The following is a 17,404-nucleotide window of genomic DNA, read 5'->3' on the forward strand; positions in this document are numbered from 1 at the left end:
ATCCTCAGTTGCTGACCGACGGGCCGTCGACGGAAAAGAGAACGTCTTTCGGCGTCAGCTGGCCTTCCTTGAGCTTGCCTTCACGCACCAGAACGTCGATCCAGAACTGAAGGTCACGCTCGACGGGCAGGCCGCCTGCGCGCACCCCGTAACCACGGAAATACTGGGCGATCTCCGGATTTTCTCCGCGGGCCTGCAATGCCTTGGCCAGGATTTCCTTGGTTTCCTCGGGATGCTCACGCGCGTAATCGAGCGCGCGGGCCGACTGCAGGACGAAGGTCTTCGCAGCCTCGGGATGCGCCTTGACGAAATCCCGGCGCAGCACCACGAAGCCACCGGCAGTTTCCCCCAGCACGTCGGTGTCGTCGAAGATCGCACGCAGGCCGCCGTTCTTGCGCGCGGCACCCTCGAAGGTCGTCTGCCAATAGCCGAAAGCGGAGACATCCACCTGGCCGGAGCGCAGCACCTGCTCAAGCTGCGGACCGGGCACCACGACCTGGTTGGCGGCGTCTGTCGGCAGGCCGACCGAATGCAGGGCTTCGCGGATCGTGTAGTCGAGATGGGCGCCGAGCGTGTTGACGGCAATGCTCTTGCCGGCAATGTCCTTGATGCTCTTGATCGGACTGTCTTCCAGCACGTAGAAGATCGACTGCACCTCGTCATTGATGCCGTTCGACGGATAGGCAGCAACGAACTCATTGCCGCTGATGATCGAGTTCAGCACGGCGGATGTCGCGGCGCTGCCGATCTCGACGTCACCCGAGGCGAGCGCAATCAGCGAAGCCGGGCCGCCTGTCGCGTAGCCGACGTTCTCGATCGTGATCCCGGTTCCATCGAAATAGCCGAGCTCCTGGGCGAGTTCATGAGCAGACAGGCCGCCCTGGCTCGCAAGGTAGCGCAGCTTCACTTCGTCAGCGGCCGCCGCCGGTGCGGCTAGGCCGAGGGTGATTGCGGCGGACAGAAGAAGATTGCGGGGGTGGAAAGTCATCGCGTTATCCTTTCGAAGAAGAGAATGGGAGGTGACGATCAGGCGTTGGGCTGCGACCAACGGCAAAGGTTGCGCTGGAGCAGAACGAGAAGCGCGTTGGCGGCGAGCCCGAGCAGCGCGAGCAACAGGATCGCAGCAAACATCAGCGGGATCTGGAAGTTGTATTGGGCGTTCATGACCTGGAAGCCGATGCCCTTGTTCGCGCCGATCATCTCGGCAGCGATCAACAGCAAAAGCGCTGTGGTGGCCGAGAGCCGCAGACCGACGAAGATCGCCGGCACCGAGGCAGGCAGCACCACGCGGCGGAACACGGCGAGCGGCCCGGCGCCGTAGGTTCGGGCCATCTCGATCAGCTTCCTGTCGACCTCTTTGACACCGCCGATGGTGGAAAGCAGGATCGGAAACAACGTGGCCCAGAAGATCACGAAGACCTTGGACGTCTCGCCGAGACCGAGCAGCAGGATGAAAACCGGATAGAGCGCCAGGGCTGAGGTCTGGCGGAAGAGCTGCAGGATGGGGTCGAGCGCCTGCTCGACGAGACGGACCTGCCCCATGAACAGCCCGAGCGGGATGCCGACCACGACAGCGGCGGCAAAGGCGATGCCCGATCGCTGCAGGCTGATGGCGATATCGTCCAGCAACGCGCCGCTGGCAAGACCACCCCAGAGCGCCGACAGGATCACATCGAGAGGGGGAAAGACCGCCGGATTGACCCAGCCGAGCGTGCTGGATAGCTGCCAGATGGCGAGAAAACCGAGCACGACGCCATAGCGTGCGACGATCGAGCCAAGCAGGGCGCGCCAGCGGGAGGCGATGGCCGGGATTGCAGCGGGGACGTGACTCTCAGCGCGGCCAAGCCCGAAGCTCGCGGCAAGCGATGTGTTGACGTGTTCGTAGGACATGATCGCGCCTCACTCTGCTACCTGAACGGCCGTTCGCGCGGCAGCCCAGCGGTTGACGGGCACGGGCAGGCCGAGATTTTCCCGGAGCGTCCTGCCCTCATAGGCGGTGCGGAACAGGCCGCGACGCTGCAGTTCCGGGATGACCAGTTCGACAAAGTCGTCGAGCGCGGTCGGGAACCACGGCGGCAGGATGTTGAAGCCATCTGCGGCTTCGTTTTCGAACCAAGCCTGCAGGGTGTCGGCGATTTGTTCCGCCGAACCGACGATCGTGTAGTGGCCACGTGCCGAGGCAATCCACTGATAGAGCTGGCGAATGCTGAAGTTGTTTTCGTCGGCGATCTGGCGGATCAGCGCCTGCCGGCTCTTCATGCCCTCGGTCGGCGGTGCCGGCGGCAGCGGCCCATCGAGATCGTAGCCATGGAGATCGAGCGTGCCGCCGGTCAGGCCGTTGAGCAGGCCGATGCCATCCTCCTCGACGATGAGCGAGGTCAGGCGATCGTATTTCTCGCGCGCCTCGGCCTCCGTCCTGCCGACGAAGGGGGAGACACCCGGCATCACCAGAATATGGTCCGGGTTGCGGCCGAGGCCCCGCGCACGGGCCTTGATGTCGCGGTAGAATTCCTGGGCCGTCTCGATGTGTTGGTGGGCGGTGAAGATCACCTCCGCCGTTGCTGCCGCCAGACCGCGGCCGTCGTCGGACTGGCCCGCCTGGACGATGACAGGATGGCCCTGGGCAGAGCGCGAGATGTTGAGCGGACCGCGCACCTTGAAATGTTCGCCGCGATGGTCGGTATCGTGCAGCTTCGCCGGGTCGAAGAAGACGCCCGTTTCCTTGTCGCGGATGAACGCGTCGTCCTCAAAGCTGTCCCAGAGTTTCTTGACCACGTCGACATGCTCGGCGGCGCGCCGATAGCGCTCGGCATGCGGAAGCTGCGTTTCGCGATTGAAGTTCTGCGCCGTCGGGTCGCCGGTTGTCGTCACCACGTTCCATCCGGCGCGACCACCGGAAATGAGATCGAGCGAGGCGAACTTGCGCGCCGTCGTATATGGCTCTTCATAGGTCGTCGACGAGGTGGCGATGAAGCCGAGATGCGTGGTCAGCGGCGCAAGCGCTGAAAACAACGTCACCGGCTCGAAGCCCGCGACACGGGCGTTGCCGCCCTCGCGCGCCCCGCCGAAGCCGATCGCCAACCCGTCTGCCAGAAAGTAGGCGTCGAACAGACCGCGTTCCGCCGTCAGCGCCAGCTGCTTGTGAAACTCGAAACTGGTGGCACCATCAGCTGGCTGGTCGGGATGGCGCCAGGCGGCGACATGTTGCCCGCCGCCGGGAAGAAATGCTCCAAGCCGGATCTTGCGTGTCATCTCAATCCTCTCTCTTCTCGCGCTTGTGGGCGCACGCGTTCCTGGGTGACGTGGCTGTCGGTTGCCTCGGGAAGAGAAACGGACCGCAGTCGCCATGGAGACAAGTTACATTATCTATATCTTTTATAGAGAAAGAGGATTGCGCTCGCGCCGGGCCGAGGTGAAATGATTTTCGGTGTTGGGGCGAAATGCGAGGTCATTGCCGCCAACCCGGCGTGGCGGGCTTGCTGTCCCTCAGGCTGCCGGAACGGGCGTGAGCACTTCAGAGAGAGCCGAAGCGCGGCGCACGCTTGCCCCTGAGCCGCGTCGAGCGAGACGCGAAAGCGCCCACAACTCATCGCGCAAGGGCCGATGAACTCAGCGTTCGTTGTTCGACCGTCGCCGACTTCGCGGCAGCCAGAGTTTGGTTCGCGAAAATTATTCCACTCTGGGTGGTTGAAGCGCCAAAGAGTTTCTTATCTTCCAGCGGACACTCGACTAATTTTTGGGCACCTGCGGCGGCCGTTGCCCAAATGCTTCGGCTGCCGCCATCAATCGAGAGTGCAAGACGTGTCCCAAGCAACCACCAAATCTCCCCCAAAACCGATTTACGCCTCCTTCGGCTTTCAAGTGCTCGCAGCGATGATCATCGGCCTGCTGCTCGGCCTCATCGCCCGCAACATGGGCGTCGATGCCAGCGGCAACCCCAACTGGCTGACGGTCACCCTCCAGACGATCGGCTCGATCTTCGTCCAGCTTCTGCGCGCCCTCGTGCCGCCGCTCGTCTTCACCGCCATCGTCGCCTCGATCGCCAACCTGGCGACGCTGCAGAATGCCGCGAAACTCGTCTGGCAGACCCTGCTCTGGTTCGCCATCACCTCGTTGATCGCCGTCGTCATCGGCATCGCGCTCGGCCTGATCCTTCAGCCGGGCGTCGGCTCTGCCGTTTCGCAGGAAGCCGCCAAGGCCCCGTCCTATTCCGGCTCGTGGCTCGATTTCCTGAAGGGCCTGGTACCTGCGAACGTGCTCGGCCTCGAAGCCAGCACCAAGGTCACCGATACGGGCGCCAATACCTCGCTCAATTTCAACGTCCTGCAGATCCTCGTCGTCTCCATCGCCGTCGGGGCCGCCGCGCTGAAGGTCGGTGACGCCGCCAAGCCGTTCCTCGCCTTCAACCAGTCGCTGCTTGCGGTCGTCCGCAAGATCCTCTGGTGGGTCATCCGCCTGACGCCGATCGGCACGATCGGCCTGCTCGGCCGCGCCGTCGCCCAATATGGCTGGGAAACGCTGGCGCAGCTCGGCTGGTACGCCGCTGCCGTCTATATCGGTCTCGCGATCGTGCTCTTTGTTGTCTATCCGGCGCTGCTCGTCGGCCACGGCCTGAAGCCCTCGCGCTTCTTTGCCGGCGCCTGGCCAGCGATCCAGCTTGCCTTCGTCTCGCGCTCCTCGGTCGGCACCCTGCCCGTCACCGAGACAGTCACTGAAAAAAGCCTCGGCGTGCCGCGCGAGTATGCCGCCTTCGCAGTGCCGCTCGGCGCGACCACCAAGATGGATGGCTGCGCCGCGATCTATCCGGCAATCTCGGCGATCTTCATCGCCCAGTTCTTCGGCCTGCCGCTCGGCATCCAGGAATATGTGCTGATCGTCTTCGTCTCGGTGCTCGGCTCCGCCGCCACGGCCGGCCTCACCGGCGCAACCGTCATGCTGACGCTGACGCTGTCGACGCTCGGCCTGCCGCTCGAAGGCGTCGGCCTGCTGCTCGCCATCGACCCGATCCTCGACATGGGCCGCACGGCGGTCAACGTCGCCGGCCAGGCGCTGGTGCCGACCATCGTCTCCAAGCGTGAAGGCATTCTCGACGAGACCGTCTACAACGGCGACAAGATCGTCGACGACCTCGAGCCGCTCGCCGCTGCGGCGCGCGCAGCCTAACACTTCAGAAGAAGAATATGCGGGCCACAATGGCCCGCATATGCCCGCTCGGCAAAGGCGCACAGCCACCGCGAAGTCAAGCGGTGCCGCCTGCGCGACGCCTGTCGGCAGCGGCTGCAATCCCCCGTCCGCCGATCAAGCAGAGCTTGCACATGCTAGCCGAGAAGTGGATCCTCTATCGGGACGTATCGAGTGTCTGGCCGAACCACACGTAGACAGGCCGATGCTTTGCGGGCGTGCTGCGTGCTGCGGCTATGTCGAGGACTGGCAATGTCTCTCACCGAATTTCATCTCGTCACCGAATGGACCATCGATGCCCCGGTTGAGGTCGTGTGGCGGGAGCTGAGTACGCCTGAGGCCTGGCCGGAGTGGTGGCCATCGGTCAAGCGGGTTTCCCTGCTGCGCGATGGCGACGACCACGGCGTCGGTGCGGTTCGCCGCCTGGAATGGGTGACGGCCTTGCCCTACGAACTGGCCTTTGACATGGAGACGGTGAGAGTTGAGACGCTATCGCTGATCGAAGGCAAAGCTTCCGGTGAGTTGGAGGGCATCGGCCGTTGGACTTTACAGAACGACGGCCCCCGCTGCCGGGTGCGCTATGACTGGATCGTCAAGATCACCAAACCCTGGATGATCAGGCTGTCGTTCATTCTGAAACCCGTATTCCGCTGGAACCACGGCGTGGTGATGGAACGTGGCCGGCGCGGCCTCCTGCATCGGCTCGCCGCGGCTCGATACTGAACTCAGCAAAGTCTTCTCCATCTCGCAGGTGCCACGCGCGTCGGCAACCGCCGCAGGCATACCCATGCGTTTGTGATCGACAGCCATCACCCCGACTGGCCCGCTGAACGCCAGGCCAGCGCCCTCGCTACTTGGCGCGACGGCTGACAAAGGACAGGATCGCCTCGTCGGCGATCTCCGCCAGGCGCGCGCTCGGCCCCTCCGCGCCGCTGCTTTGCTGAGCGGCGCGCGCGCCCTCGATCAACAGCAGCAGCGTGTCACAGAGCAGTTCCGCATCGGCGACGCCGGCCCTGCGACAGAGCTCCACCACGCGGTCGCGTTGCGCGTCCTTGAACATGCGGATCACCGAGCGCCCGGGATGATCCTCGTCGGTGAGCTGGACGGCGGCGCTCATCATTTCACATTGGCAATTGTCGTCGCCGAGATGATCGGCAATCCGCCGGACCCAGGCCCTGAGCTGTCCCAATCCGTCGCCGGGGTGCGCGTCTTCCAGTTCGCGCCAGAAGCCATCCATCTCCATACCTGCATGGCGAAGGCACTCGACGATCAACTCGTCTTTCGAACTGAAGTGACGGTAGAGCGTCATCTTGTTGCTGTCGGCGGCGTCGGCGATTGCATCGACGCCGGTCCCGCGAATGCCATGCCGGCGGAAGAGATCACGCGCAGCCTCGACGATGCGATCGCGCGGCGAACGACGTGATGGCTTGCGGGTATCCGTTGTCATCGCACTGGCCCGGCGTGGTCGGCGTGGAAAATCTTGCCCCTTGACGCCCTGTCATTGGTCGATAACATGCGACGATGTTACCGACCAGTAACATTTTCGCCAACGTGGCACATCGAGGAGTAGCCGCTTGCCGCGAAGGCCGTTCCGGGTACGGCGGTAACCGCAGAAAAATTTCTAGCGCAGTGTCGGTGGACGCGGTCGTCGGGCGTCTTTTAGCCAGAGCGCACACCGCAGAGACTTTTTAATATTCGATAACGCTCGTGATTTGGGTCGATCCGGCCCATCATGATTTCGTGCTGGAGCCTGACGATGCGCATGCTGGATGGGCTGAAGGCTGAGGACAACGTCGTTGACCGGAAGGTCCGCGCGGCGGGCGTGCGCATGCTTGATTTCGAAATGCTCCGCCATGCCGCCCGCCACGATGGCGACACCTCACAAGGATCGATCCTGCCATGATCGACTTCTTCATCCACCGACCCATCTTCGCCTCGGCCATCGCGATCATCATGACGCTTGCGGGCGGCATCTGCTACTTCCTGCTGCCGATCTCGCAGTTTCCCGACGTGACACCGCCGCAGATCGTCGTTGCCGCCAACTATCCCGGCGCCAGCGCCCAGGTTGTGGCCGACACGGTGACGACGCCGCTCGAACAGCAGATCAACGGCGTGCCCGGCATGCTCTACATGACCTCGACGAGTTCGAACGACGGCTCGTCCCGCATCATCATCTCTTTCGAAGTCGGCTACCCGATCGATGTGGCCGCGCTCGATGTCCAGAACCGCGTGTCGCAGGCCGCCTCCTCGCTGCCGGCACTCGTCAACCAGACCGGCGTCACCATCGCCAAGCAGATCCCCAATTTCACCGTGCTCGTCAGCCTGGATTCGCCGGACAATTCGGTCGATTTCGCCTCCGTCAGCAACTACGCCTACCTGCAGATCCTCGACCCCTTGAAGCGTCTGCCGGGTGTCGGTGACGTCCAGCTCTTCGGCGAGCGCCGCTATTCGATGCGCGTCTGGCTCGATCCCGACCGCATGGCCAACCTCGGAATTACCGCCGTCGACGTGCAGAATGTCATCGCCGAGCAGAACATCCAGGTTGCCGGCGGCAAGATCGGGCAGTCACCGGCACCGGCAGGCACGCCCTTCGAGATGCAGATCAACGCGCTCGGGCGCTTGAGCGACCCGTCGCAGTTCGGCGACATCGTGCTTCGGGCCGACCAGACGACGGGCGCGACGACCAGGCTGCGCGACGTCGCGCGCATCGAGCTAGGAGCGCTGCTCTATTCGTCGTCGGTCACCTTCAACGGCAAGGAGAGCGTGGTGCTTGCCGTCTTCCAGGCGCCGGGCTCCAACGCGCTCGACCTGCAAAGCCGCGTGCAGGCGAAGATGGACGAACTGTCTGAGCGCTTCCCCGCCGGCATCGCCTATCACATGTTCTACGACACCACGCGGTTCGTCTCGGCGGCGATGAAGGATGTGGTCTTCACGCTGCTCGAGGCGCTCGCCCTCGTCGTTTTCGTCGTCTTCATCTTCCTGCAGAACCTGCGCACCACCATCATCCCGACCATCGCCATTCCGGTGTCGCTGATTGCAACATTGGTCGTGATGTACCTTTTCGGCTTCTCGCTCAACATGCTGAGCCTGCTCGGCATGGTGCTCGCCATCGGCCTCGTCGTCGACGATGCGATCGTCGTCGTCGAAAACGTCGAGCGGCAGCTGGAGGCCGGCCTGCCGCCGCTTGCTGCCACCAAAAAGGCCATGCAGGAGGTGACCGGCCCGATCATCGCGACGACCGCCGTGCTGCTTGCGGTCTTCATCCCCGTTGCCTTCATCCCGGGTGTCGCCGGCAGTCTCTACAACCAGTTCGCGCTGACGGTCGCGATCTCCGTCGCCTTCTCCGCCTTCAATTCGTTGACCCTCAGTCCCGCACTCAGCGCCGCCTTTCTGCGCTACCGCGGCGAGCCGCGCTTTGCCCTCTTCCACTGGTTCAACACCGGCTTTCATGCGCTGTCGCATGGCTATGCGCGCAGCGTTGCCGGCCTGGTGCGCTGGCGTTGGGCGCTGTTTGCGCTCTTCCTCATCGCCGTCGGATCGACTTACGCGCTGTGGCAGCGCATCCCCTCGACCTTCCTGCCAGTCGAAGACCAGGGCTATTTCTTCGTCGTCATCCAACTGCCCGACGGCGCCTCGCTTGAAAGAACAGAATCCGTCGCACGGCGGTCCGAGGAGATCCTGCGCGGCACCGCCGGCGTCGATTTCGTCGGCTCCGTCGTCGGCTTCAACTTCCTGTCCTTCGCCGCCCAGTCCAATTCCGCCGTGCAGTTCGCCGTGCTGAAACCATGGGACGAGCGTCCGCCCGAACAGGGTGCTTCGGCGTTGCGCGAGGCCGTGACACCACAGCTGCTGCAGATCCCGGACGCGCTGGTGCTCGCCTTCGACCCGCCCTCGATCCAGGGACTTGGCGCGACCGGTGGCTTCGAATTCCAGGTGGAGGATCTCGCCGGGCGCAGCGCTCAGGCGCTGAACGACGCGACGCAGGCGCTGATTGCCGAGGCGCGCAAGCAGCCGGAGATCAATCCCTACCAGCTCTTCACCACCTTCAGCACATCAAGCCCGCAATTCGACTATGACCTCGACCGTGACAAGGCGAAGCTGCTGGGCTTGAGCCTGCCCGATATCTTCAGCACGCTGCAGATCTATTTCGGCTCGCTCTACGTCAACGACTTCAACATCTTCGGCCGCACCTTCCGTGTGACCCTGCAGGCCGACCAGAGCGCGCGGGCGGCCGCCACCGATCTCTCGCGCCTCTATGTGCGCAACACCGAAGGCGAAATGGTTCCGCTCAATACGCTCGGGACCTTCAAGCCGACGGTCGGTCCCGAGACCATCACCCACTACAACAACTACCCATCGGCGCTGGTGAACGGCGCGGCAGCGCCCGGCTTCAGCTCGAGCCAGGCCGTTGCGGCGATGGAGCGCGTCGCCCGCACGACACTGCCGCGCGACTACACATTCGAGTGGACCGGCATTACCTATCAGGAGATCCGGGCAGGCTCGATCGCAGCACTCGTCTTTGCGCTCGCCCTCGTCTTCTGCTTCCTGATCCTGGCAGCCCAGTATGAAAGCTGGTCGATGCCGTTCATGGTGCTGCTGTCGGTGCCGCTCGCGCTTTTGGGTGCGCTATCGGCGCTGTGGCTGCGCGGTATGCAGATCGATGTCTATTCGCAGATCGGTTTCGTGATGCTGGTCGGACTTGCCGCCAAGAACGCCATCCTTATCGTCGAGTTCGCAAAGCGACGGCGCGAGGAGGGCCTCGACGTGGTCGCGGCCGCGGCGGAAGCGGCGCGGCTGCGCCTTCGACCGATCCTGATGACGGCATTTGCCTTCATCCTCGGCGTGCTACCGCTGATGTATGCCAGAGGCGCGGGTGCTGCCAGCCGACAGTCGATCGGCACCACCGTCTTCGGCGGCATGCTGGCGGCGACCATTCTCACACTGATTTTCGTCCCGGTCTTCTACGCGGTCATCGAGCAATGGCGCGAGCGTTCATCCTCGAAGCCGATCGGCCAGCGTCACGAGCCGGAGGCGGCGGAATAGGAATTGGAGCCTGACATGCGTGGTTCGAAACTGGTCCTTGCCGCAGCGGTCGCAATTGCCGCCCTCGCCGCGGCCTATCACTACAAGAACGGCGGCTTTGAGCTGAAAGGCGGCGATGCCGGCGCGGCGGTTGGCCCGCCGCAGCAGGCCATGCCCGTTCCCGTCGCATCTGTCGTCAAGAAGACGATCCCGATCTACCTCGACTATTCTGCCCGCACCGAAGCGATCCGCAACGTGACGCTTCGCGCCAAGATCACCGGCTACATCGAGTCACAGACGGTTCCCGACGGATCGGACGTGAAGGCGGGCGATCTGCTCTATCGGATCGACGCGCGCGACTATCGGGCAGCGCTCGATCAGGCGAAGGCCCAGGTCGAGCGGGACGAGGCGTCACTCGCCTATCTTCGCTCCAATCTTAACCGCGGCAACGAACTCGCGACCACAGGGTACCTGGACAAGGACAGTTTCGATCAGCGCCAGAGCGCCGTGCATCAGGCCGAAGCCGCCCTTGCCATGTCACGGGCCGCGGTGCGCACCGCCGAGATCAACGTCGACTACACCGAAATCCGCGCGCCCTTCGCCGGCCGGCTTGGCCGCAACCAGGCCCCCGAGGGAACGCTCGTCAGCAACACCGCAGGTACGCCCCTCAACAACCTCGTGCAGCTGTCACCGATCTATGTTTCGTTCAATCCGAGTGAAACGGAACTCGCCGACATCCAGAAGGCGCGGGCAAAGGGCAAGGTGGAAGCGGAAGTGCTTCTTCCCGGCGACAAGGAGCCGCACTACCGCGGTGATCTCAGCTTCATCAACAATACGGTCGAGGGCAATACTGGAACGGTCGTCGCGCGCGTGACGATCGACAATACCGACCTGACCCTGTTGCCCGGCCAATATGTCCGTGTGCGGCTGAAAGTGCGTGACGAACCGAACGTGCTGATGGTGCCTGAAACAGCACTCGGCTCGAGCCAGCTCGGCAAATACATCTATGTCGTCGGCAAGGGCGAAACCGTCGAACAGCGGCTAGTCACCCTCGGCCCGACAAGCGGTGACCTCATCGGCCTGACGTCAGGCGTTTCGGAAGGCGATCAGGTGATCGCGGGAAACCTGCAGAAGATCTTCCCCGGCGCCCCGGTGAAACCGATGCCCGCCGAGCAGGCGCAGAAATAGCCAAACGCCCCCGGAGCTACGACCGCTTCAGGATCGGGAAGATCATGCCGAACGTTATGACGGCGATGGCAACCACCTGAAGCGGCGTCGGGACCTCGCCGAGAACGACGATGCCTGCCGCGGCCGTCGTGACCGGAACGCACGGCATGAACAGCGACGCAGGCTGCGGACCCAATTGGCGAATGACATAGGTGTAGAGAACGCTCGCGAGCGCTCCGGCGAGAAAACCCTGGATGACGAATTGCGTGGCAATCTCGGCGAAAGAGGCGGCTGCAAACCCGCTCGGCGCCAGGATGTGCAGCAAGGGCAACGGCGGGCAGGAGAAGAAGACGACCGCGATCGTCGCCGTCACGGCGTCGACGGACCATAGCCGTACCAGCAGCGCATAGGTCGCGAACATGACCCCCGATACGGCGAACAACAGGTCGCCGTGCAAGGTCTCGCCGTCACCAACGCCCGACTGGATGACGAACAGCAGAAGGCCGGCAATGACCGTGGCGATCCCGGCGAGGCGCACGCCGGAGACCTTGTCCTTGAAGACGATGCGCGAGAGCAGGAACGAGAAAAAGACGATCACGGCGGGAGAGAGCGCGGCGGCATGGGCCGCAGGCGCCAGCGCCAGCCCCTGATTGATGATCATCGGGTAAGGCAATCCCGTCAACAGCGCCAGCACAGCGGCCTTCCGCCAGCCGAGCTGCTTCAGCCTTGGTACGCCGTTTCTCCAGAACACCGGCAGGAAAGCAAGGGCGGCGCCGGAGAACCGCAGGCTGACGATGTCGGCCGCTGTCAGATGCTCGCGCAGACTGAACCTTGCGGCGACAAACTGAACCGTAGTGATCGCGACGACCGCCATTCCCGCCAGGATAGCGAGCCGACGGCGGCTGGCACTGTCTTCGAACGCCATACCAAACGCGCTTGCAGCCATCGCGATCACCTCTCATTCTTCGCCTGCGACAAGCACATGCTATTGTTCGATCCAGCGTGCCTGAATATATTGATTGGAGAGAATTCGAGTGAGATTCACTTTTCTGAGGATCATTTAGCGTGAAGACTGAAATCGCGGGCCTCGACACGATCGACCGAACCTTGCTGAGGTTGCTTCAGGAAGACGGCCGGCGCACTACGCTGGAACTGGCAGACCGTGTCGGCCTCTCGCCGACCGGCACCAGCCAGCGCGTCAAGCGCCTTTTCCGCGAGGGCTACGTGAAGGCGGTGCGAGCAATCCTCGATCCGAAGAAGATCGGTCGTGGCACCGTCGTCTTCATCCAGGTGCGCCTCGATCACACGGCACCGCATATTTTCGAGCGGTTCTCCGAGGCGGTCGCAAAGGCGCCGGAAGTCCTTGAATGCCACATGGTGATCGGCGGCTTCGACTACCTGGTGAAGGCACGGATTGCCGACATGTCGCTGTTTCAGGACTTTCTCGAACGGGTGATATTGCCGCTTCCCGGTGTCAGAGAGACGCACACCTACGCCTCGGTGGGCGACGTCAAACCGGACGCCCTACTGCCGATCTGAGCAATCGGGAGAGGTCGTCAGCTGCTGCGGCCGTCTCGACCGAGCCAGGGATCCGGGCCCGGATCACGGCCGGAGGCAACCTGTTGCAGCCGCTCCAGATAATGCGCCCAGCCTTCCGCATGGCCGGCGCATTGTTCGGAATTGGGCAATCCCGTCTGGGTGAGACGCAGCAGCGTTCCATCCGGCTGTTCGATCAGGTCGATTTCGATCAGGCTGGAGCCCGGCGGAACGATGTCACTGCCCTCCCAGCCAAAGCTGTAGGCGAGCCGATGCACCGGCACCACTTCGCGGAAGGACCCGCGGGCGAAACGCGCTCCGGTCACGTTGACGAGATAGAGGCCACCCGGTTCTGCCTTCGTGTCGGCCTCCGTCCCCATCCAGCGGAGGATCTTTTCCGGATCGGTCAAAAGGGCGAAGACGGCGGCCGGAGGCGCCTGAACATGCGTTTCGCGGCGGACGACGAGGGCTTCCTGCATCGGTCTTCCCTTTGCTGTTTGGCCTGCCCGCCGGATCCGGAGAGATGACGCACGGAACCCGGGCTGCCGCGATCTTAGACCCGCGTGCCCTTTGGCGCCACCATACAGGCCAGACCCTTGCCGCAACGAGCCCCGGCTCTATCCTCTTCGCCATGGATTTGTCCGCACCCCTCGCCTGGCTCGTGGATGAAGCGAGCGCCTCGCTTGAGCCGGACCGGCTCCTGTCCGAGCTTGGACGTCTGCTCGTCGCCGACGGCTTGCCGCTTGCCGGCGGCGCACTCACCCTGGCCGTGCCGCATCCGATCCTCGCCCGCCGCACCTGGCTATGGCGGGCCGAGACCGAAGTGGTGATCGAGAGTCTGGGCTTTGCGGGCGCTGCCTCCGATCGGGCAGGATATGACTGGCTGGCCAGTCTGGGGCCGGTGCTGGAACAATCGGGCGGTTCGGGAATGGAGCGAGCGGCGCTCGGCTGGGCCGGAACCCGTCCTTTCGGCTCCGATGAGGCGGAACAGCTTGGTCAGGTCGCGCGTTTTGCCGCCGCGCCCCTGGCCGCACTTGCAGAGCGGGCGGCACTCGCTGCCCTGCTCGAAGCCTATCTCGGCCGTCGGAGTGCTGCCCGCGTCCGGGCAGGCGCCCTCACCCGCGGAACCGGGGAGACCATACGCGCAGCATTGTTTTACGCCGATCTCCGCAGTTTCACGGTTCTATCCGAAACGACGGAACCAGCTTTGGTGATCGCGGCACTCGATGCATGGTTCGATCGAGTGGCCGGTGCGATCCACGCCTTCGGCGGCGAGGTGCTGAAATTCATCGGTGACGGCGTCCTGGCAATCTTTCCGGTGAGCGGGTCGCCGACCGAGGCCTGCGATGCGGCTTTGCGCGCGGTAACGGCCGCTCGCGCCGGGATGGCGCATCTCGATGCGACACGGCGAGCCGAGGGTCTGCCACAGCTCTCGTTCGGCGTAGCGCTCCACCTCGGCGATATTCTCTGGGGCAATATCGGCGCCGCCGACCGGCTCGATTTTACCGCCATCGGTCCGGCAGTGAACCTCGTCAGCCGCCTCGAAGGCCTGTGTCGGCCGCTTGGCCGGTCCGTGTTGATCTCGGGCGCCGTTGCCAATGCCACGACGACGCCGCTCCTGCCGCTCGGCGACCATGCGCTGCGCGGGATCGCAGCTCCTTGCGCCGTTTTCACTCTGCCGGACGCCTAACTGCTCCCCGCCAGGGTCAGGGTATGGCCGTCACAAGCTGATCCGCCTGGGTCGTCCGACCTGCGCTTGCGCGCTGCCTCGGAGAGCGGCCCATGATGCGCTTGAACGCAGTGCTGAAAGCGGCTTCGGAGGCGTAGCCGACGGATTGCGCGACCATCGCCACCGACTGGCCATCCTCCTGCAGCCTTCGCTCCGCCAGCCGCATGCGCCATTCAGCGAGATAACTGAGCGGAGCAATGCCCGCGACCGCCTTGAAGTAGGTGGCAAAGGCCGTGCGCGACATTGCCGCGGCACGCGCCAGTTCCGGCAGATGCCAATTGCGCGTCGGGTCGCCATGCATCAGTGAAAGCGCCGGCGCCAGCTTCGGATCGCAGGCGGCGCGCAGCCAGCCGATGTCGGCACCACGCTCCCGTGACAGATAGCCCCTGAGGATTTGCAGAAATATCAGGTGGGCGAGGCCCATGGCGGCGGCATCCGCACCGGGTGTAGCGTTCGTGCACTCGTGCACGAGTTCGCGGACGAGCCACTGCAGCTGGCCTGCCCCTCTATCATCGCTGCGCAGATGGATGGCGGGCGGCAGATTGTCGACAAGCAGGCGGCTGCTTGCCGACCCCAGATCGATATGACCTCCCAGCAGCTGAAAATCGGCTCCTTCACCAACCCCTGCCATCCGGTTACCGCTGGCAAAGGCCTCGCGCGCGTCGACCGGCGGCACCCCTGCTGCACTGCCGACGGTGAACGGTACCGGTGCCGAGAGGAGCAGAACATCGCCGGAGCCGAGCTGGAATGGACACGGCAACCCGTCAACCGTGACGAGGCAGGAACCGTGGGCAACGGCAAAAAACTTGATCTTCTCCGGCGGCGGAAAACGGATTGCCCAGACGCCGCCGGCGCTGAAGCCGCCGGCATAAACGGCGCGGGCTTCGATCAGCGATAGGATGGAGGAAAGCGGATCTTGGTCCATTTCTGAACTATGGCGAAAGAACTATGGACTTTCAAGCATTCATAATTCGCCGGTCGATGAATATCTCGAGGGGGCATCAACTGGAGACGCACCATGTCCACTCCACAACAGCCCATCAACTCCGGCTTCACCGCCGCCTCGACCACATCGGATGTCATTGGCGGCATCGACCTTACGGACAAGATCGCCATCGTCACCGGCGGCTATTCCGGCCTGGGGCTTGAAACCGTCCGAACCTTTGCGGAAGCCGGCGCCAAGGTGATCGTGCCTGCCCGCGATGTCGAGCGCGCCCGCAAGACCATCGCCGAAGTCGCCACCGGCGTCGAAGTCCGGCCGATGGACCTTGTCGATCCGGCTTCGATCGATGCTTTCGCTGTGGATTTTCTTGCCTGCGGACTGCCGCTCCATATCCTCGTCAACAACGCCGGCATCATGGCCGTCGAAGAGTTGAAGCGCGACGCCTTTGGCAACGAGATGCAATTCTCCACCAACCATCTCGGCCATTTCCGGCTGGTCGCGCGGCTGTGGCCGGCGCTGAAGCGGGCACAGGACGCCCGCGTCATTTCCGTGTCTTCGGCCGGGCACCGCTTTTCGCCCGTGGTGTTCGACGACATCAATTTCGAGCGCCGCGCCTACGATCCATGGCTGGCCTATGGCCAGTCGAAGACAGCGAACGTGCTCTTTGCAACGGCGCTCGACGCGCGCGGCAAGGGCGACGGCATCAGGGCCTTTTCGCTGCATCCGGGCGGCATCGTCGCGACCGGCCTCGCCCGACATCTCCCGGCCGGGGCCCTTGAAGCGCACGGGGTGCTGGACGACAAGGGCGAACCGATCCTCGACCCGTCGCGCGACCTGAAGAGTCCAGCACAGGGCGCGGCCACTCAGGTCTGGTGCGCGACCAGCCCGCAGCTCGACGGCAAGGGCGGGGTCTTCTGCCTGGACAGTGATATTGCGCCGCTGCTTCCCCCGGATACACCCTGGTCGATCGCACGCCACACCACATCCGCCCGCGTCTCCGGCGTAGAGGCCTATGCCGTCGACCGGGATGCCGCCGAACGGCTTTGGGCCGTCAGCGAAGAGATGAGCGGCGTGCGCCTGAGCGCCTGATTTGGCCACCCCTGCAAGGTCATATTCCTCCCGAATAAGATGGCAGTCACCATCTAACATTGACAGTTAGATGGTGACCGCCATATATTACACCTGGATCGGGCAGGAGCAGAGCATGAGAGTGAGCCGCATACAGGCCGAAGAAAACCGCCGAACGGTCATAGACGTCTCAAGCCGCCTTTTCCGGGAGCGAGGTTTCGACGGCATCGGCCTGAACGAATTGATGAAGGGCGCCGGCCTGACGCAGGGCGGCTTCTACAAGCAGTTCGAATCCAAGGACGATCTCATCGTCGAGGCCTCCGCCAAAGCGCTCGAAAAGGGCATGGCGAATTGGTCCGGGGTGGTGGGCAAAGCGGCCCGGAAGCCGTTTCGTGCCCTCGTTCACTTCTACCTTTCCAGACAGCATCGTCAGGAAACAAGCATTGGATGCGCGCTTGCCGCTCTCGCGCCGGAGGCCTCCCGCCGCAGCCCCGCTCTCCGCCAGGCATTCGAGGCCGGCATAAACAGGCATCTCGACCTTCTCGACGAACTGGTCCCAGCCGACCCGGGCGGCAATACGCGCGACCGGTCTATCGCCGCACTCTCGACGATGGTCGGGGCGCTGGTGCTTTCGCGCGCGGTCGACGACGAGCAACTCTCAAACCGGTTCCTGCAAGCGGCGGCTGAAAGTTTGCTCGCCGATGAGTCAGAATCGCCGGCGCCGCACTAGAGAGCAGGCACTGCCCGCAAGAAACCTC

Annotated in this window: 16 protein-coding genes; 9 read left to right on the top strand and 7 right to left on the bottom strand. The window is 63.8% G+C overall.

All coding sequences use genetic code 11. From position 1 onward, the window contains the following. Positions 1-4: 4 nt before the first annotated feature. The 3 genes from PWG15_RS30110 to PWG15_RS30120 are packed head-to-tail and all read right to left on the bottom strand — an operon-like array spanning position 5 to position 3,252. Complete coding sequence (locus tag PWG15_RS30110; protein ID WP_275025210.1) at positions 5-988, bottom strand: ABC transporter substrate-binding protein; 984 nt, start codon at positions 986-988, stop codon at positions 5-7. 38 nt (positions 989-1,026) lie between these two features. Then, a complete protein-coding gene (locus tag PWG15_RS30115; RefSeq protein WP_275025211.1) occupies positions 1,027-1,890 on the bottom strand; it encodes an ABC transporter permease in 864 nt (287 codons plus the stop codon). Positions 1,891-1,899: 9 nt separating this feature from the next. Continuing rightward, positions 1,900-3,252, bottom strand: coding sequence for an LLM class flavin-dependent oxidoreductase (locus PWG15_RS30120; protein ID WP_275025212.1), 1,353 nt, complete (start codon positions 3,250-3,252; stop codon positions 1,900-1,902). 549 nt (positions 3,253-3,801) lie between these two features. Between PWG15_RS30120 and PWG15_RS30125 the strand changes: the two genes are divergently transcribed. Then, positions 3,802-5,163: a dicarboxylate/amino acid:cation symporter gene (locus PWG15_RS30125; RefSeq protein WP_275025214.1), complete on the top strand. Its 1,362-nt coding sequence runs from the start codon at positions 3,802-3,804 to the stop codon at positions 5,161-5,163. A 270-nt stretch (positions 5,164-5,433) separates the two neighbouring features. After that, positions 5,434-5,904, top strand: coding sequence for an SRPBCC family protein (locus PWG15_RS30130; RefSeq protein ID WP_275025216.1), 471 nt, complete (start codon positions 5,434-5,436; stop codon positions 5,902-5,904). 127 nt (positions 5,905-6,031) lie between these two features. Here the strand turns inward: PWG15_RS30130 and PWG15_RS30135 are convergent, their stop codons facing one another. Continuing rightward, entirely contained in the window at positions 6,032-6,628 is a 597-nt protein-coding gene (locus tag PWG15_RS30135) for a TetR/AcrR family transcriptional regulator (protein ID WP_275025218.1), read from the bottom strand. A gap of 309 nt (positions 6,629-6,937) precedes the next feature. Here PWG15_RS30135 and PWG15_RS30140 point away from each other — a divergent pair, with 309 nt between their 5' ends. From PWG15_RS30140 to PWG15_RS30150, 3 genes are read left to right on the top strand one after another with little or no spacing between them, the layout of a single operon-like run. Then, positions 6,938-7,084: a hypothetical protein gene (locus PWG15_RS30140; protein ID WP_275025219.1), complete on the top strand. Its 147-nt coding sequence runs from the start codon at positions 6,938-6,940 to the stop codon at positions 7,082-7,084. Further along, positions 7,081-10,224, top strand: a complete 3,144-nt coding sequence (locus tag PWG15_RS30145) for an efflux RND transporter permease subunit (RefSeq protein WP_275025220.1) — start codon at positions 7,081-7,083, stop codon at positions 10,222-10,224. The genes PWG15_RS30140 and PWG15_RS30145 overlap by 4 nt, the downstream gene beginning before the upstream one ends. Before the next feature lie 15 nt (positions 10,225-10,239). Beyond that, entirely contained in the window at positions 10,240-11,391 is a 1,152-nt protein-coding gene (locus tag PWG15_RS30150) for an efflux RND transporter periplasmic adaptor subunit (RefSeq protein ID WP_275025221.1), read from the top strand. Positions 11,392-11,407: 16 nt separating this feature from the next. Here the strand turns inward: PWG15_RS30150 and PWG15_RS30155 are convergent, their stop codons facing one another. Next, entirely contained in the window at positions 11,408-12,316 is a 909-nt protein-coding gene (locus PWG15_RS30155; protein ID WP_275025222.1) for a DMT family transporter, read from the bottom strand. A 119-nt stretch (positions 12,317-12,435) separates the two neighbouring features. Between PWG15_RS30155 and PWG15_RS30160 the strand changes: the two genes are divergently transcribed. Next, positions 12,436-12,909: an Lrp/AsnC family transcriptional regulator gene (locus PWG15_RS30160; protein ID WP_425536787.1), complete on the top strand. Its 474-nt coding sequence runs from the start codon at positions 12,436-12,438 to the stop codon at positions 12,907-12,909. A gap of 17 nt (positions 12,910-12,926) precedes the next feature. Here PWG15_RS30160 and PWG15_RS30165 read toward each other — a convergent pair whose 3' ends face one another. Then, positions 12,927-13,385 (bottom strand): SRPBCC family protein, encoded by a 459-nt coding sequence (locus PWG15_RS30165; protein ID WP_275025223.1) that lies wholly within the window; start codon positions 13,383-13,385, stop codon positions 12,927-12,929. A gap of 152 nt (positions 13,386-13,537) precedes the next feature. On the opposite strand from PWG15_RS30165, the gene PWG15_RS30170 reads away from it, so the two are divergent. Next, positions 13,538-14,596 (top strand): adenylate/guanylate cyclase domain-containing protein, encoded by a 1,059-nt coding sequence (locus PWG15_RS30170; RefSeq protein WP_275027266.1) that lies wholly within the window; start codon positions 13,538-13,540, stop codon positions 14,594-14,596. A gap of 16 nt (positions 14,597-14,612) precedes the next feature. On the opposite strand, the gene PWG15_RS30175 is transcribed toward PWG15_RS30170, so the two are convergent. After that, complete coding sequence (locus PWG15_RS30175) at positions 14,613-15,560, bottom strand: AraC family transcriptional regulator (RefSeq protein WP_275025224.1); 948 nt, start codon at positions 15,558-15,560, stop codon at positions 14,613-14,615. A 93-nt stretch (positions 15,561-15,653) separates the two neighbouring features. Between PWG15_RS30175 and PWG15_RS30180 the strand changes: the two genes are divergently transcribed. Then, entirely contained in the window at positions 15,654-16,667 is a 1,014-nt protein-coding gene (locus tag PWG15_RS30180) for an SDR family NAD(P)-dependent oxidoreductase (protein WP_275025225.1), read from the top strand. A 115-nt stretch (positions 16,668-16,782) separates the two neighbouring features. Further along, positions 16,783-17,376 carry a TetR/AcrR family transcriptional regulator gene (locus PWG15_RS30185; protein WP_275025226.1) on the top strand — a complete coding sequence of 198 codons (594 nt, stop codon included), beginning with the start codon at positions 16,783-16,785 and terminating at the stop codon, positions 17,374-17,376. Positions 17,377-17,404 lie beyond the last annotated feature (28 nt).

Source organism: Ensifer adhaerens (assembly GCF_028993555.1).
Lineage (GTDB): Bacteria > Pseudomonadota > Alphaproteobacteria > Rhizobiales > Rhizobiaceae > Ensifer > Ensifer adhaerens_I.

Coding starts and splice junctions, on each gene's coding strand:
- PWG15_RS30110 (WP_275025210.1), bottom strand. CDS start 988: ATGACTTTCCACCCCCGCAATCTTCTTCTGTCCGCCGCAATCACCCTC.
- PWG15_RS30115 (WP_275025211.1), bottom strand. CDS start 1,890: ATGTCCTACGAACACGTCAACACATCGCTTGCCGCGAGCTTCGGGCTT.
- PWG15_RS30120 (WP_275025212.1), bottom strand. CDS start 3,252: ATGACACGCAAGATCCGGCTTGGAGCATTTCTTCCCGGCGGCGGGCAA.
- PWG15_RS30130 (WP_275025216.1), top strand. CDS start 5,434: ATGTCTCTCACCGAATTTCATCTCGTCACCGAATGGACCATCGATGCC.
- PWG15_RS30135 (WP_275025218.1), bottom strand. CDS start 6,628: ATGACAACGGATACCCGCAAGCCATCACGTCGTTCGCCGCGCGATCGC.
- PWG15_RS30140 (WP_275025219.1), top strand. CDS start 6,938: ATGCGCATGCTGGATGGGCTGAAGGCTGAGGACAACGTCGTTGACCGG.
- PWG15_RS30145 (WP_275025220.1), top strand. CDS start 7,081: ATGATCGACTTCTTCATCCACCGACCCATCTTCGCCTCGGCCATCGCG.
- PWG15_RS30150 (WP_275025221.1), top strand. CDS start 10,240: ATGCGTGGTTCGAAACTGGTCCTTGCCGCAGCGGTCGCAATTGCCGCC.
- PWG15_RS30155 (WP_275025222.1), bottom strand. CDS start 12,316: ATGGCTGCAAGCGCGTTTGGTATGGCGTTCGAAGACAGTGCCAGCCGC.
- PWG15_RS30165 (WP_275025223.1), bottom strand. CDS start 13,385: ATGCAGGAAGCCCTCGTCGTCCGCCGCGAAACGCATGTTCAGGCGCCT.
- PWG15_RS30170 (WP_275027266.1), top strand. CDS start 13,538: ATGGATTTGTCCGCACCCCTCGCCTGGCTCGTGGATGAAGCGAGCGCC.
- PWG15_RS30175 (WP_275025224.1), bottom strand. CDS start 15,560: ATGGACCAAGATCCGCTTTCCTCCATCCTATCGCTGATCGAAGCCCGC.
- PWG15_RS30180 (WP_275025225.1), top strand. CDS start 15,654: ATGTCCACTCCACAACAGCCCATCAACTCCGGCTTCACCGCCGCCTCG.
- PWG15_RS30185 (WP_275025226.1), top strand. CDS start 16,783: ATGAGAGTGAGCCGCATACAGGCCGAAGAAAACCGCCGAACGGTCATA.